The 14,089-nt window shown below is 58.7% G+C and carries 14 protein-coding genes; 8 read left to right on the forward strand and 6 right to left on the reverse strand.

Annotated elements, in window-relative coordinates; translation table 11 throughout:
* Nucleotides 1-92 precede the first annotated feature (92 nt).
* Nucleotides 93-710, reverse strand: a complete 618-nt coding sequence (locus DA915_RS11680; protein ID WP_003509494.1) for a L,D-transpeptidase — start codon at nucleotides 708-710, stop codon at nucleotides 93-95.
* 78 nt (nucleotides 711-788) lie between these two features.
* Nucleotides 789-1,685, reverse strand: a complete 897-nt coding sequence (locus DA915_RS11685) for a DMT family transporter (RefSeq protein WP_107675878.1) — start codon at nucleotides 1,683-1,685, stop codon at nucleotides 789-791.
* A gap of 430 nt (nucleotides 1,686-2,115) precedes the next feature.
* On the opposite strand from DA915_RS11685, the gene DA915_RS11690 reads away from it, so the two are divergent.
* The 7 genes from DA915_RS11690 to DA915_RS11720 all read left to right on the forward strand — a co-directional run bounded on the left by DA915_RS11690 (nucleotide 2,116) and on the right by DA915_RS11720 (nucleotide 7,630).
* Nucleotides 2,116-3,525, forward strand: coding sequence for a circularly permuted type 2 ATP-grasp protein (locus tag DA915_RS11690; protein ID WP_020809408.1), 1,410 nt, complete (start codon nucleotides 2,116-2,118; stop codon nucleotides 3,523-3,525).
* Between the two features lie 3 nt (nucleotides 3,526-3,528).
* Nucleotides 3,529-4,470, forward strand: a complete 942-nt coding sequence (locus DA915_RS11695; RefSeq protein ID WP_003509488.1) for an alpha-E domain-containing protein — start codon at nucleotides 3,529-3,531, stop codon at nucleotides 4,468-4,470.
* A gap of 21 nt (nucleotides 4,471-4,491) precedes the next feature.
* Nucleotides 4,492-5,307, forward strand: coding sequence for a transglutaminase family protein (locus DA915_RS11700; protein WP_107675879.1), 816 nt, complete (start codon nucleotides 4,492-4,494; stop codon nucleotides 5,305-5,307).
* A 4-nt stretch (nucleotides 5,308-5,311) separates the two neighbouring features.
* Nucleotides 5,312-5,908 (forward strand): bifunctional 2-polyprenyl-6-hydroxyphenol methylase/3-demethylubiquinol 3-O-methyltransferase UbiG, encoded by a 597-nt coding sequence (locus DA915_RS11705; protein ID WP_107675935.1) that lies wholly within the window; start codon nucleotides 5,312-5,314, stop codon nucleotides 5,906-5,908.
* A 117-nt stretch (nucleotides 5,909-6,025) separates the two neighbouring features.
* The gene (locus tag DA915_RS11710) at nucleotides 6,026-6,490 is read left to right on the forward strand and encodes a GNAT family N-acetyltransferase (protein ID WP_020011468.1); all 465 of its coding nucleotides are present in this window, start codon (nucleotides 6,026-6,028) and stop codon (nucleotides 6,488-6,490) included.
* Between the two features lie 48 nt (nucleotides 6,491-6,538).
* The gene (locus DA915_RS11715; protein ID WP_080866366.1) at nucleotides 6,539-6,949 is read left to right on the forward strand and encodes a VOC family protein; all 411 of its coding nucleotides are present in this window, start codon (nucleotides 6,539-6,541) and stop codon (nucleotides 6,947-6,949) included.
* Nucleotides 6,950-6,976: 27 nt separating this feature from the next.
* Nucleotides 6,977-7,630, forward strand: coding sequence for a histidine phosphatase family protein (locus tag DA915_RS11720; protein ID WP_080866367.1), 654 nt, complete (start codon nucleotides 6,977-6,979; stop codon nucleotides 7,628-7,630).
* 178 nt (nucleotides 7,631-7,808) lie between these two features.
* Here the strand turns inward: DA915_RS11720 and araD1 are convergent, their stop codons facing one another.
* The 4 genes from araD1 to chvE all read right to left on the reverse strand — a co-directional run bounded on the left by araD1 (nucleotide 7,809) and on the right by chvE (nucleotide 12,810).
* Nucleotides 7,809-8,804: a 2-keto-3-deoxy-L-arabinonate dehydratase AraD1 gene (gene araD1, locus DA915_RS11725; RefSeq protein WP_192886470.1), complete on the reverse strand. Its 996-nt coding sequence runs from the start codon at nucleotides 8,802-8,804 to the stop codon at nucleotides 7,809-7,811.
* 119 nt (nucleotides 8,805-8,923) lie between these two features.
* The gene (gene gguB / locus DA915_RS11730; RefSeq protein ID WP_020809403.1) at nucleotides 8,924-10,120 is read right to left on the reverse strand and encodes a sugar ABC transporter permease GguB; all 1,197 of its coding nucleotides are present in this window, start codon (nucleotides 10,118-10,120) and stop codon (nucleotides 8,924-8,926) included.
* Nucleotides 10,117-11,655 carry a sugar ABC transporter ATP-binding protein GguA gene (gguA, locus tag DA915_RS11735; RefSeq protein WP_107675881.1) on the reverse strand — a complete coding sequence of 513 codons (1,539 nt, stop codon included), beginning with the start codon at nucleotides 11,653-11,655 and terminating at the stop codon, nucleotides 10,117-10,119. The genes gguB and gguA overlap by 4 nt, the downstream gene beginning before the upstream one ends.
* Nucleotides 11,656-11,745: 90 nt before the next feature.
* The gene (gene chvE, locus DA915_RS11740; RefSeq protein ID WP_107675882.1) at nucleotides 11,746-12,810 is read right to left on the reverse strand and encodes a sugar ABC transporter substrate-binding protein ChvE; all 1,065 of its coding nucleotides are present in this window, start codon (nucleotides 12,808-12,810) and stop codon (nucleotides 11,746-11,748) included.
* A gap of 255 nt (nucleotides 12,811-13,065) precedes the next feature.
* On the opposite strand from chvE, the gene DA915_RS11750 reads away from it, so the two are divergent.
* A complete protein-coding gene (locus DA915_RS11750; RefSeq protein ID WP_107675883.1) occupies nucleotides 13,066-14,070 on the forward strand; it encodes a LysR family transcriptional regulator in 1,005 nt (334 codons plus the stop codon).
* Nucleotides 14,071-14,089 lie beyond the last annotated feature (19 nt).

Genomic DNA, 14,089 nt, shown 5'->3' on the forward strand with positions numbered 1-14,089 from the left:
TTCCAGCATAAAATTGGCCTTCCGCCGAAAAAATCAACTCAAGGGTACAGGCATTTTCTTGCGTGGAAAAGGCGGAAAAATCCGCCTTTACGTCACGCCTGCAAGACGACGACCTTCGAACCCACCGGCACGCGGCTGTAGAGATCGATGATATCGTGGTTCAGCATGCGGATGCAGCCGCTCGACATGGCGTGGCCGATGGATTGCGGCTGGTTGGTGCCATGCAGACGGAACATGGTGTCGTTGCCGCCGCGATAGAGGTAGAGCGCGCGTGCGCCGAGCGGATTGCTGGGGCCACCGGGCATGCCGGCGGCGAATTTCAGATTGCGCGGATCACGGCGCATCATATTGGCGGTCGGCGTCCAGGACGGCCATTCCGCCTTGCGGCCGATATAGGCATCGCCCTTCAGCGCAAGGCCCTGACGACCGACACCGACGCCGTAGCGCATGGCGCGACCATCGCCCAGAACGTAATAGAGCCGCCGCGCCGGCGTATCCACCACAACCGTTCCGGCCGGGTGTCTGGTGTCGTAAGTGACTTCCTGCCGGCGGAGCTCCGGCTTGACCTTATCGAGATGCATGGCGGGAAGCGGGAATTTCTCTTCCGGCTTTGCCCCATAATTCAGCCTTTGCTGGCCAATACCCGTATTGGCGCAGCCGGCCAGAAACAGCGGCAATCCGAACAGAACACCACGACGTGAAATAGACATGTAACCCCCGCCAAATCTTTGGATTAACGAGAGGTATAATTTTATGGTTAACAAACCCCTAATATGCGGTTGTAGTAATTAACGTACAACAACCGTTGCGGCAGGTTTGCGGTTGGCGAGATAGACCCCCGTCACCGCCAAAACAGTGCCGGCAATCATGGCTGGTGTCAGTGTTTCGCCGAAAAGCAGCGCGGCTTCCACGGCCGCAAGCGGCGGCACGAGATAGATCAGCGAAGCGGCCCGCGAGACCTGCCCGCGCCGGATCAGATAAAGAAGCAGCGCCACGGCGCCAATGGAGATCGCACCCACGGACCAGGCGAGCGTGGCAGCAAGGCCGAGGCTCCAGTCCACATGTCCATCCTCCAGCAAAAGCGCGAAGGGAACGGTGACAAACAGCGCACCGACATATTGCAGCGTTGCCACCGCCATGATGTTTCCGCCATGGACATATTTCTTCTGGTAGAGGGTGCCATAGGTAACCGACGTCATGCCCAGCACATTCACCGCCACGGCGTAAAGCGGCACGGAGAGGCCGAATGCGCCCGTCGCCATGACCTTCGGCAGCACGGCAATGGCGATGCCCACAAATCCAAGCAATAGGCCCGCGCGCTGCAAGGGCGAGATTTTCTCGCCGATCATGTAGCGGGCAGCCACCGCCGTCATCAGCGGCTGCAGACCGGCGATGATGCCGCCGATCGCCGCCGGCACGCCCTGCCCGATCGCCCACCAGATCATGCCGAGATAAAGACCGTGCAGGAAGACACCGGACAAGATCGCCCGGAAAAGGTCGACGCGCCGCTGCGGCCACTGGATGGAGGAAAAGCGGCAGATCGCCCACAGCAGCGCTCCCGCCAGAAGATAGCGCAGACAGAGAAAGGTCAGCGGCCCGGTATAATAGACCGCATATTTGGCGGTGACCCAGCCGGTCGACCAGAGAAAGACGAAGATGGCCGGAGCCAGACGGTCGAGCGACATGGGAACATCCACTGTGCCGCATGATGCCGTAACCGGGACAGGCGGCGAATTGATATTTCTGCGGCTTCACGCAAACCGGCGAATGATCGAACCGGGTATCAGCATGGCGGTATCCGCATCCCGACCCAAGGTCAAAGGCGTTTTCGTGATCGCATCTTTCAGATTTTCTGATGTGACGCCGGATATTCATCAACCGAAAGCGAACGAACAAAATTTATGCATTCGCCCACGGCGCACACAGCGCCACCACGCCATTACACCCCTCGTCACCGCGCAACCAATTTGCCGATGCCGCATTTATAGGCTGAAACCGAAAAAACGCTTCTTTTTTAAAACTCTAGGGCGGTAAAAAATCTTCTCGGGGAGGCCTGCATAGTTCTTGCATTGCATTTGGCGTTGTATTCATATGGCAAAAAAGGGGACATCGAAGTTGGCATTTGACGAAATGATAAATGCGGACGACACGCCGCGAAGCCCATATGAAAACTATAACGAGTGGTACAGCCGACAGGACAGGGCTCACCTGATCCAGAAATCAAAAGACGCGGAAAACATCTTTCGGAAAACCGGTATTACTTTCGCAGTCTATGGCCATGCCGATAGTTCAGAAAAACTGATCCCCTTCGATATCATCCCGCGCATCATCTCCGGCCGCGAGTGGCGCAAACTGGCCCAGGGCATCGAACAGCGCGTTCTCGCCCTCAATGCTTTCCTCGACGATATCTACCATAAGCAGGAAATCATCCGCGCCGGGCGCATTCCCCGCGAAATCATCGAGAAAAACGAAGCCTTCCTGCCGGAAATGATCGGCTTCACTCCGCCCGGCGGCGTCTACACCCATATTGTCGGCACTGACATTGTCCGCACCGGCGAAGACCAGTTCTACGTTCTGGAAGACAATGCCCGCACCCCCTCCGGTGTCAGCTACATGCTGGAAAACCGCGAGACGATGATGCAGATGTTCCCGGAACTCTTCCACGAAAACCGCGTGCGCCGGGTGGAGGATTACCCCTATCTGCTGCGCCAGTCGCTCGCTTCGCTCGCACCGCCCGGCTGTTCCGGCAAGCCGCGCGTCGCGGTGCTGACGCCCGGCATCTATAATTCCGCCTATTACGAGCACTCCTTCCTCGCCGACATGATGGGCGTGGAACTGGTGGAAGGCTCCGACCTGCGCGTCATGGACGGCAAGGTCAAGATGCGCACCACGCGCGGCTACGAAGCGATCGACGTGCTCTACCGCCGCGTCGATGATGATTTCCTCGATCCGCTGACCTTCCGGCCGGATTCGGCGCTCGGCGTGCCGGGCATCATGGATGTCTATCGCGCCGGCAACATCACCATTGCCAATGCGCCCGGCACCGGCATTTCCGATGACAAGGCGATCTATTCCTACATGCCCGAGATCGTCGAGTTCTATACCGGCCGCAAGCCGCTTCTCGAAAACGTGCCGACCTGGCGCTGTTCGGAGCCGGACAGCCTGAAATACGTTCTCGACAACCTTGCCGATCTCGTCGTCAAGGAGGTCCACGGTTCGGGCGGTTACGGCATGCTTGTCGGCCCCACCGCATCGAAAAAGGAACGGGCGCTTTTTGCCGAAAAGCTGAAAGCCCGCCCCTCGAACTATATTGCGCAGCCGACACTTTCGCTCTCCACCGTGCCGATCATGGTGAAAAACGGCATCGCGCCGCGCCATGTCGATCTGCGTCCCTATGTGCTTGTCTCGGATAAGGTGCAGATCATTCCCGGCGGCCTGACCCGTGTTGCCCTCAAGCAGGGCTCACTCGTGGTCAATTCCAGCCAGGGCGGCGGCACCAAGGATACATGGGTACTGGAGGATTAAGCCATGCTGGGCAGAACGGCAAACGGGCTCTACTGGATGTTCCGGTATATCGAGCGCGCTGAAAACATCGCCCGGCTTATCGATGCGGGCCTGCGCGTTTCATTGACGCGCAGCGGCAGCGGCGATGAGGACTGGGACGGCGTGTTGCAAAGCGCCGGCGTGCACGACGAATTTCTCGAAACGCGCGAGAAGGTAACGGCGGCGAATGCGATCGATTATCTGTTGCGGGACAAGGCCAACCCCTCCAGCGTCATGTCCTGCATCGAGGCGGGCCGCAACAATGCCCGCATGGTACGCACGGCGCTGACGCGCGAGACATGGGAAGCCACCAACGAATTCTGGATCGAGCTGAAAAACATCCTCGGCCGCAAGCTCAGCCACGCCGAGCTGCCGCAGACCATCGACGTCATCAAACATCGCGCCGGTCTGGTGCGCGGCGCTTTCCACGGTTCGATGCTGCGCAACGATCTCTATAATTTCTCCCGCATCGGCACCTTCATCGAGCGCGCCGACAACACCGCCCGCATTCTCGATGTCAAATATTACGTGCTGCTGCCGGCGGTGGCGCATGTGGGGTCGTCGCTCGACAATGCGCAGTGGGAATCCATCCTGCGCTCGGTCTCGGCCCACCGCTCCTATGGCTGGGTCTATGATGCGGAATACAAGCCGTCCAATATTGCCGACTTCCTCATTCTCAACGGCCGCATGCCGCGCTCGCTTGCCTATTGTTATGAAAAGATCGCCAGCAACCTCAACTACATCGCCGAGGACTACAGCGAGAGGCACAAGGCGCATGACACGGCCGAGAGCATTCGCGACAGCCTGCGCACGACCACCATCGGCCGGGTGATGGATGAGGGCTTGCACGAATTTCTGGAGAGATTTGTCAACCGCAACGGACAATTGGGACAGGAAATCACGGAAGGCTACCGCTTCTATCAATAAGCGCGTGGACGGGAACAGCTTATGCGTCTGAAAATCACCCATACGACGGAATATGTCTATGACGAGCCGATGCCCTATGCATTGCAGCGGCTGCGCCTGACACCGCAGACCGGCCCGAGCCAGACGGTGGAGGACTGGGATGTCTCTGTCGATGGCGCCACCGTCGAAGTGACCTATGACGACCATTTCAGCAACCGTGTCGCGCTGGTGGAAACCGAAGGCCCGCAAAAGCGGGTGAAGGTCGTGGCAAGCGGCACGGTGAGCACGCAGGACAAGGCCGGCGTTGTCGGGCACCACATCGGCAATGCACCGCTCTGGCTGTTCCTGCGGGAAACACCGCGCACGAAACCGGGAAAGCTTGTGCGCGAACTGGTGAAGGTGAGCGTGGGCGAAACCGAGCTTGCCCGCCTGCATAACCTCATGGAGAATATTCACGACAAGGTGGACTATGTTCCCGGCTCGACCGACATCGAAACCACGGCGGAAACGGCGCTGGAAGCGGGCAAGGGCGTCTGCCAGGACCATGCCCATATCCTGATTTCCGCCGCCCGGCTGATGGGCCTGCCCGCGCGTTATATTTCCGGTTATCTGATGATGGAAGAGGTGGAGGAACAGACCGCCACCCACGCCTGGGCCGAGGTGCATCTTCAGGGGCTGGGCTGGGTGGGCTTCGACGCCGCCAACAATATCTGCCCCGACGACCGTTATGTGCGCATCGCATCCGGTCTCTGCTACCGCGACTGCGCGCCGATATCAGGAATGCGCATCGGCCCGGCGGGCGAGACGCTGAGCGTTTCGGTCACCGTGCAGCAGTCGCAGAGCCAGTCACAGAGCTGAAATGATGGCCGGCAAGGACGACGATACAATCGGCTTTTATACTGATAATGCCGCAGCCTATACATCACGGGGACAGGCGGCGGACCGCCCGTATCTGGAGACATTTCTGGCGCGCTTGCCAGAGGGCGCAAGCATTCTCGAACTGGGATGCGGCGGTGGTCAGGACAGCGAATTCATGCTGGCCGCCGGTTTCGACGTTCATCCCACCGATGGAACGCCTGACATCGCGAAAGCGGCGGAAACCCGGCTCGGCATTTCCGTCAGGACATTGCTGTTCGAGAATATCGATGAGCGTGAGCGATATGACGGTGTCTGGGCCAATGCCTGCCTGCTGCATGTGCCCCGTCCCGCCCTGCCGGGCATTATCGGCCGTATCCACACGGCGCTGAAACAGGGCGGCGTTTTTTATGCCAGCTTCAAGGCGGGAGAGACGGAAGGACGCGACATGTTCGGCCGTTATTACAATTATCCTTCGAAGCCTTGGCTGAAAGACGTTTACGGACAGTTTGACTGGACGGCGGTGGAGATCGAGGCGCGGCAGGGCAGCGGTTACGACAATCTCCCGACCGCATGGCTGCATGTGACTGCAACGAAATCCTGATCCGGCGCGACAAGTTGGCGGTTGCGAAACCCCTTCCTACCCGGTTTAATCTCCGCATCGATTTGAAAGCATGATCCGGCTTCCGCCCGCGGGAGGAAAGCCGGCCGGGAGACGGCCTTGTACAGCATTTCCGACTATCGCGACTGCCAGTCGCATGGACCCGTCATCGCCGAGCGGGTCTGGACGGCATGGTGGCAGGATAGCGGTCTTCAGGTGGGCGACGTCGCCGAACACCTGAAAGACATGACCAACCCCCATACGCTGCCCACCGGTTTCGTTGCCCATGACGGCGACGACTATGTCGGCTCCGCCTTCCTCATCCATTGCGATCTGGAAGAGCGGCCGCAATATCTTCCCTGGGTCGCCGCCCTTTGGGTGGAGGAAGATCGCCGGCGCTCAGGCGTGGCCCGGGCGCTCATGCAGGCGGCAACACAAAGGGCCGCCGAACTCGGCCACGAGACCAGCTATCTCTGCTGCCAGCGCGATCTGGAAACTTATTACACCGGTTGCGGCTGGACCGTTCTGGAACGTGGTGTCGGCAAACACGACCTGACGGTGCTGACCTACAGCGCGAAAATTTAAAGCCGTCTGTCCCCGCGCCGGACAGCCCATGGACTACCGGAGGAAACCATGCGCCCACCAGCCGCCCTTATGGAAACCGCGATTTACGCCGATGATCTCGATGCCGCCGAGGCCTTTTATCGGGATGTCTTCGGGCTGGAGGTGGTGCGCAGGCTGCCCGGGCAATTCATCTTCTTCAGATGCGGGCAGCAGATGCTGCTGATCTTCGACCCCCAGCAATCCCGCCGGGCCGACCCCGACAATCCGATCCCCCGCCACGGTGCGGTGGGGCAAGGCCATTTCTGTTTTTACGCGAAGGACAAGTCGGAAGTGGACGGCTGGAAGGCTCGTTTCGAAGCGCTTGGAATTCCCGTCGAGCACTATCACCGCTGGCCGAATGACAGCTATTCCGTCTACATCCGCGATCCCGCGGGCAATTCGGTGGAGGTGGGTGAAGGCAAGCTATGGGGGATTGGGTGAGCCCAACTAATACGCGGAAGAAGCGCTATGAAGAACATTTTTGTCGTCACGCACACTCAGTCCGTCCACCATGTCGAGAACAAGGTCGGGGGCTGGTATGATACCGAACTGACACCCAAGGGCAGGGCCGATGCGGAAGCGACAGCCGCCAGACTTGTGGCCTTGATCGACAGCGCCTCAATCGAAATCTTCAGTTCCGATCTTCTCCGGGCCTCCCAGACTGCGGCAATCCTTGCTGAACACCTCAAGCGCCCTTTTGAAACCACACCTGACCTACGGGAAATCAGCTACGGTTCGGCCGGCGGCATGCCACAGGAATGGCTCGACGCCCGTCAAATACCCGCCCCTGAGCACAACCGGATGGATCACCGCGGCGGAATTGCTGATGGCGAAACGAGACGTGAGGTGGCGGAAAGAGTGTATCGCTCTGTAAACACCATTATATCGCGGCCATGCCCCACGCAGGTCATCGTTACCCATGGCTTCGCTCTTACCTTCGTCATCGCGGCATGGATCAAGATGCCAATAGAAAGCGTCGGCTATGCCAGCTTTCCGGCGCGTTCTGGCTGCATTACGCACCTAAGACAAGACGACTACTGGCAAAGTCGCTCCGTTGTTGCTTTAGCGGATGTTTCGCACCTGAAGGCAAGCTGTGGGAGTTCGGCTAAGGCAAGCGCTTGAAAGTTGCGAACGGGATAATGCTATAAAAAAGCTCTCATCAAGCGTCATCTTCGGGCTTGACCCGAGGATCTATCCACGTCGCGTAAAATCGATCGGATGTGGATCCTCGGGTCAAGCCCAAGGATGACGCCGAGGGAGAGCAAGGCGCCCCCTCGACCAACTTCACGTAACGCGCAGATCAAATCTGCCGAACAGTGATCTCTTCTTCCGCATCAACGGCCAGCGGGTTCTTCAGCGGCAAGCCGAAACCGGCGGCCTCGATTTCGAAGACATCACCCGCTTCCGGCTTGACGCCTTCGGCAAAGGAGAGCGTCGCGGTGCCGAACATGTGCACATGCACATCGCCCGGTGCACGGAACAGGCCGTATTTGAAGTGGTGATATTCAAGGTTCGCGAAGGTGTGGGACATGTTGTCCTCACCCGAAACGAACGGCTTTTCGAAAATCACCTTGTCGCCGCGGCGGATGCGCGAGGTGCCGCGAATATCCGATGGCGGAGCACCGACGCGGATTTCCGGGCCGAAGCTTGCCGGGCGCAGCTTGGAATGGGCGAGGTAGAGATAGTTGATCCGCTCGGTGACGTGATCGGAAAACTCGTTCGAGACGGCAAAGCCGATGCGCACCGCTTCACCCTTGTCGGAAATCACGTAGATGCCGGCCATTTCCGGCTCTTCGCCGCCATCAAGCGCGAAGGACGGAGAGGTGAGTGCCGCGCCCGGTGCCGCCGCCACATGGCCGTTGCCCTTGTAGAACCACTCGGGCTGAACGCCCTTTTCGCCGGCCTTGGGCTTGCCGTTTTCGAGACCCATGCGGAACATCTTCATGGAATCCGTCAGGCTTTCCTCGGCGGCTTCCGTGGTCTTCTTGTGCATGCTGTCGCGGGTCGCAGCCGAACCGAGATGGGTAAGGCCAGTACCGGTCAGATGCAGGTGCGCCGGATCGGGATGGGTGATCGGCGGCAGGAAGCGACCTTCGGCATAGGCCTTTTCGAGATCGACAGCATCGCCCAGACCATGGGCGGAAATGACATCGGCAAGGCTCTGGCCGCCATTGGCGGCTTCCATGGCGAGTGCGTAAACCGACTCCGCACCTTTTACGGCGTGCGCCTGCCCGCCCTCTTCGCGAACCGCTACGGTGATTTTGCCACTGGCATCTTTGATCTGTGAAATGAGCACGGGATTTCCTTCCTCCGGCGCAAAGCGCCTTGTCTCTTCTACGCGGCGCATAACGCCTGCATCTTATGAAAGTGGCCGGAAACCGGCCACTTTTTTGACTGCGATAGGGTTGGGGCCGATCAGCCCTTGTTCTTGTTGTAGACGTCGAAGAACACGGCGGCGAGCAGCACGAGGCCCTTGACCATCTGCTGGAAATCGATGCCGAGGCCGACAATCGACATGCCGTTGTTCATGACGCCCATGATGAACGCGCCGATGACCGCACCGGTGATCTTGCCAACGCCGCCGGAAGCCGAAGCACCGCCGATGAAGCAGGCCGCGATAACGTCGAGCTCGAAGCCCACGCCAGCCTTCGGCGTTGCCGAATTGAGGCGTGTCGCGATGATCATGCCGGCAAGACCGGCCAGCACGCCCATGTTGACGAAGGTCAGGAAGCTCAGGCGTTCGGTGTTGATACCGGAAAGTTTGGTCGCCTTTTCATTGCCGCCCATGGCGTAGACGCGGCGGCCAATGGTCGTGCGGCGCGTCACGAAGCTGTAGAGCGCAATCAGAACCAGCATCACGATCAGAACGTTCGGCAGGCCGCGATAGGTGGACAGCTGGTAACCCAGGAACAGGATAGCACCTGAGATCAGCAGATTCTGCACAATGAAGAAACCGAACGGCTCGACGTCGATGCCATGCTTCACGTTCACCACGCGACGGCGCCAGGCCAGATAGAACAGCACGACCGTAATCAGCAATGTCAGGATCATCGAGGTGGTGTTCAGACCTTCGATACCACCGATATCAGGCAGGAAGCCGGTGCTGATGATCTGGAAATCGGTGGGGAACGGGCCAATGTTCTTGCCACCCAGCACGAACAGCGTCAGGCCGCGGAACACCAGCATGCCCGCCAGCGTCACGATGAAGGACGGAATGCGGTGATAGGCGATCCAGTAACCCTGGGCAGCACCGATGATACCGCCGATGACGAGACAAATCAGCGCCGCAAGAAATGGGTTCATGCCCCATTGCACGGTCAATATGGCCGCGATCGCACCGACGAAGGCGACGATGGAGCCGACCGAAAGGTCGATATGCCCGGCCACGATGACAAGCAGCATGCCAAGCGCCATGATGACGATGAACGAGTTCTGCAGGATGAGGTTGGTCAGGTTCACAGGGCGGAACAGGATGCCGCCGGTGTAGAACTGGAAGAAAACCATGATAGCGACGAGCGCGATCAGCATGCCGTATTCGCGGATATTGGAGCGAATATACGACCCGACCGAGATGACGTTGCTTTCTTCGTTTGTGGTGTTTGCCGAACTCATGAGTTCTTCTCCCATGAGCGCATGATAGCGCGCATGATGCTTTCCTGGCTCGCCTCTCCCTTCGGCAATTCAGCGACGATGCGGCCTTCGTTCATGACGTAGATGCGGTCGCAATTGCCGAGCAGTTCGGGCATTTCCGATGAGATCATCAGAACGCCTTTGCCGTCGGCAGCGAGCTGGTTGATGATGGTGTAGATTTCGTATTTCGCGCCGACATCGATACCGCGGGTCGGTTCATCGAGGATCAGCACGTCAGGATTGGAGAACAGCCACTTGGAGAGCACAACCTTCTGCTGGTTGCCGCCCGAAAGATTGACCGTTTCCTGGAAGATGCCCGACGAGCGGATGCGCAGGCGCGTGCGGAAATCGCTCGCCACCTTCATTTCCTTGATGTCGTCGATGATGCTGGCATTCGATACGCCGGCCAGATTGGCGAGCGTGGTATTGTGCAGGATGTTGTCGTTGAGCACGAGACCGAGATGCTTGCGGTCTTCCGTCACATAGGCAAGACCGGCATCGATCGCCTTGCGCACGGTGCTGACGTCAACGGGCTTGCCGTCGATCAGCACTTCGCCGCTGATCTTGTGGCCATAGGACTTGCCGAACACGCTCATCGCAAATTCGGTGCGCCCTGCCCCCATCAGACCGGCGATGCCGACGACTTCGCCCTTGCGCACGGTGACGTTGATATCATGCAGAACCTGGCGGTCGCGATGCTGCTGGTGATAGGCGTTCCAGTTCTTGACTTCGAGAATGGTCTCGCCGATCGGCACTTCGCGCGGCGGATAACGATCTTCAAGATCGCGCCCCACCATGTTGCGGATGATGACATCCTCGCTGATCTCTTCCTCGTGACAGTCGAGCGTCTTCACCGTCATGCCGTCGCGCAGCACGGTGATCTGGTCGGCCACCTTGCGCACTTCGTTGAGCTTGTGGGTGATGATGATCGAGGTCATGCCCTGCTTGCGGAATTCCATCAACAGGTTCAGCAACGCCTCGGAATCGCTTTCGTTGAGCGAAGCCGTCGGCTCATCGAGGATGAGCAGCTTCACGCTCTTCGACAGCGCCTTGGCGATTTCGACCAGCTGCTGCTTGCCAACGCCGATATCGGTGATCAGCGTCTCCGGCGATTCCTTCAGACCCACCTTCTTTAGAAGTTCGCGGGTACGGTTGAAGGTCTGCTGCCAGCTGATGACGCCGTTCGAAGCGACCTCATTGCCAAGGAAGATGTTTTCCGCAATCGACAGAAGCGGCACGAGCGCCAGCTCCTGGTGAATGATGATGATACCAATATCTTCACTGTCGTTGATGGCGCGAAAATTCCGCACTGCGCCTTCATAGTGGATTTCGCCCTCATAGGTGCCGGCGGGGTAAACACCGGAAAGGACCTTCATCAAGGTCGACTTCCCCGCGCCGTTCTCACCGACGAGTGCGTGGATCTCACCCTCCTTAACCTTGAGGTTGACGTTCTCAAGCGCTTTCACGCCCGGAAACGTCTTGGTGATGTTCCGCATTTCGAGAATGGTATTGGCCATATCGCAATCCAGCGCCCGATTAATTCCGGCGTTTTTATTTTTATGGAAAAACGGGGATGACGCCAAGTCATCCCCGCATGTGTCTTCAGCTTATTTCAGCTGGTCTTCCTTGTAGTAACCGCCATCGACGAGAACCTGCTTGTAGTTCTCCTTGGTAACGGCAACCGGCTTCAGGAGGTAGGACGGAACGACCTTGACGCCATTTTCATAGGTCTTGGTGTCGTTCACTTCCGGCTCCTTGCCCTGCAGAACAGCGTTGACCATGTTCACGGTCACCTTGGCGAGTTCGCGGGTGTCCTTGAAGATGGTGGAATACTGTTCGCCTGCAATGATCGACTTGACCGACGGAACTTCAGCGTCCTGACCGGAAACGACCGGCAGCGGCTGGTCCTTCGTGCCATAACCCACGCCCTTCAGCGAGGAGATGATGCCGATGGAGAGACCGTCGTAAGGCGACAGAACAGCGTCAACCTTGGCGTCGGTGTAATAAGCGGAAAGAAGGTTGTCCATGCGGGCCTGGGCCGTTGCCGGATCCCAACGCAGCGTACCGACCTTGTCCATGCCGGTCTGGCCGGACTTCACGACGAGCTTGCCGCTGTCGATGTAAGGCTGGAGAACCGACATTGCGCCGTCATAGAAGAAGAACGCGTTGTTGTCGTCAGGAGAGCCGCCGAACAGCTCGATGTTGAACGGGCCCTTGCCGTCCTTCAGGCCAAGCTTGTCGGTGATCGAAGTTGCCTGCTGAACGCCAACCTGGAAGTTGTCGAAGGTTGCGTAGTAGCTGACGTCGCCGCTGTTACGGATCAGGCGGTCATAAGCGATGACCTTGATGCCCTGCTCGCCAGCCTGCTTCAGGACGTCCGACAGCGTCGTGCCGTCGATCGATGCGATCACGAGGACCTTGACGCCCTTGGTGACCATGTTTTCGATCTGGGAAAGCTGGTTCGGAATATCGTCATCGGCATACTGCAGGTCGGTCGTGTAACCGGCTTCCTGAAGCTGCTTCACGATGTTGTTGCCGTCGTCGATCCAGCGTGCGGACGACTTGGTCGGCATGGCGATACCAACGGAACCCTTGTCCTGTGCAAAAGCCGGCACTGCGAAAGAAGCAGCACCGATGGCACAAGCCGCCATCAGCGAAATAATGGACTTCATTAACTCTCTCCCTTGAGCCCTTCTCTGGAGCCCGCATGTTGCGATGCACCATGAAATTCATGCCGTCAGAGGAAGAAGCCGCGTTGCGCTCACCCCGATTTCGCAATTGCGAAATGGAACAGCTGCCGCTCCTCCCCGGCATTCCGCAAATTGTTCTGAATCCATATAACTGTCAAATAGAATAAATCAGTTTCCATATATCAATTATGATATATTAAATCGATACAAAAACCGATGAGGGGTATAGAACCGCGAATGAACAACCAAAAAGTGTATGAGCAGGCGCAAACAACGGACGCAGTTTTCGTCTTTGAAGACAACCCTTTGCTGCGGGCCGGTTTGAAGATGAGCCACCTGCGCATGCTTGTCATGATCGAAGAGCACGGGCAGGTCAGCGCAGCGGCAGCCGCCATGAACATGACGCAGCCCGCAGCCTCGCGCATGCTCTCGGAAATGGAGGCAATCGTCAAATCACCCCTTTGTCAGCGGGCCTCGCGCGGCGTGGTGCTGACGAAATTCGGCGAGGCGCTGGCGCGCCGCGCACGCACCATCCTGCTGGAACTGCGCGAGGCGAGCCGCGAGCTCAACCAGATGAAGTCAGGCAGCGGCGGCTCGGTCTATATCGGCGCCGTCACCGCGCCTGCCATCAGCCTCGTGGTTCCCGCCATAAGGCGCGCCATGGACACCTATCCCGGCATTGAAATCAACGTGCAGGTGGAAAGCAGCAACGTGCTGGCGCGTGAACTGCTGGCCGCCCGCCACGATTTCATCATCGGCCGCATTCCCGATGATTTCGATCCCGGTCTCTTCTCCATCCATGAAATCGGCATCGAGCGCGCCTGTCTTGTCGTGCGTGAAGGCCATCCCCTGCTTCGGGGCGAGCCCGTGACCCTGCAGGATCTCTCCGGTTACGACTGGGTCTTCCAGCCGCCCGGCGCGCTTCTGCGCAGAACCATGGAGGATGTCTTCCTCACGCACGGCGTCGCCATGCCGCGCAACATTATCAACACGCCCTCCATGCTTTTGACGCTCGCCCTCATCTGCAACACCGATGCGATTGCGCCGATCGCCCAGGACATGGCCGAATTCGTTGCCGGCCAGCAAGCGGATATCGGTCGAACCCGCATATTGCCGACGGATTTCGAACTCGTCGTGAAGCCCTACAGCATCATCACCACCAAGGGCCGGGTTTTGCCGCCCAGCGCCCGCCTGCTCTACGATCTGGTTCTGGATGAGAGCCGCAAGCTGACCGGCCCGTGAGGGCGGCAAGCCAGACACC

It is taken from the genome of Agrobacterium sp. LAD9, assembly GCF_003031125.1.
GTDB classification, from domain to species: domain Bacteria; phylum Pseudomonadota; class Alphaproteobacteria; order Rhizobiales; family Rhizobiaceae; genus Agrobacterium; species Agrobacterium radiobacter.

What these genes read in the sequence shown, in the direction of transcription:
- DA915_RS11685 (WP_107675878.1), bottom strand. Translation starts at nt 1,685, where the DNA reads ATGTCGCTCGACCGTCTGGCTCCGGCCATCTTCGTCTTTCTCTGGTCG.
- DA915_RS11750 (WP_107675883.1), top strand. Translation starts at nt 13,066, where the DNA reads ATGAACAACCAAAAAGTGTATGAGCAGGCGCAAACAACGGACGCAGTT.
- DA915_RS11715 (WP_080866366.1), top strand. Translation starts at nt 6,539, where the DNA reads ATGCGCCCACCAGCCGCCCTTATGGAAACCGCGATTTACGCCGATGAT.
- gguA (WP_107675881.1), bottom strand. Translation starts at nt 11,655, where the DNA reads ATGGCCAATACCATTCTCGAAATGCGGAACATCACCAAGACGTTTCCG.
- DA915_RS11680 (WP_003509494.1), bottom strand. Translation starts at nt 710, where the DNA reads ATGTCTATTTCACGTCGTGGTGTTCTGTTCGGATTGCCGCTGTTTCTG.
- gguB (WP_020809403.1), bottom strand. Translation starts at nt 10,120, where the DNA reads ATGAGTTCGGCAAACACCACAAACGAAGAAAGCAACGTCATCTCGGTC.
- DA915_RS11720 (WP_080866367.1), top strand. Translation starts at nt 6,977, where the DNA reads ATGAAGAACATTTTTGTCGTCACGCACACTCAGTCCGTCCACCATGTC.
- DA915_RS11695 (WP_003509488.1), top strand. Translation starts at nt 3,529, where the DNA reads ATGCTGGGCAGAACGGCAAACGGGCTCTACTGGATGTTCCGGTATATC.
- DA915_RS11700 (WP_107675879.1), top strand. Translation starts at nt 4,492, where the DNA reads ATGCGTCTGAAAATCACCCATACGACGGAATATGTCTATGACGAGCCG.
- chvE (WP_107675882.1), bottom strand. Translation starts at nt 12,810, where the DNA reads ATGAAGTCCATTATTTCGCTGATGGCGGCTTGTGCCATCGGTGCTGCT.
- DA915_RS11705 (WP_107675935.1), top strand. Translation starts at nt 5,312, where the DNA reads ATGGCCGGCAAGGACGACGATACAATCGGCTTTTATACTGATAATGCC.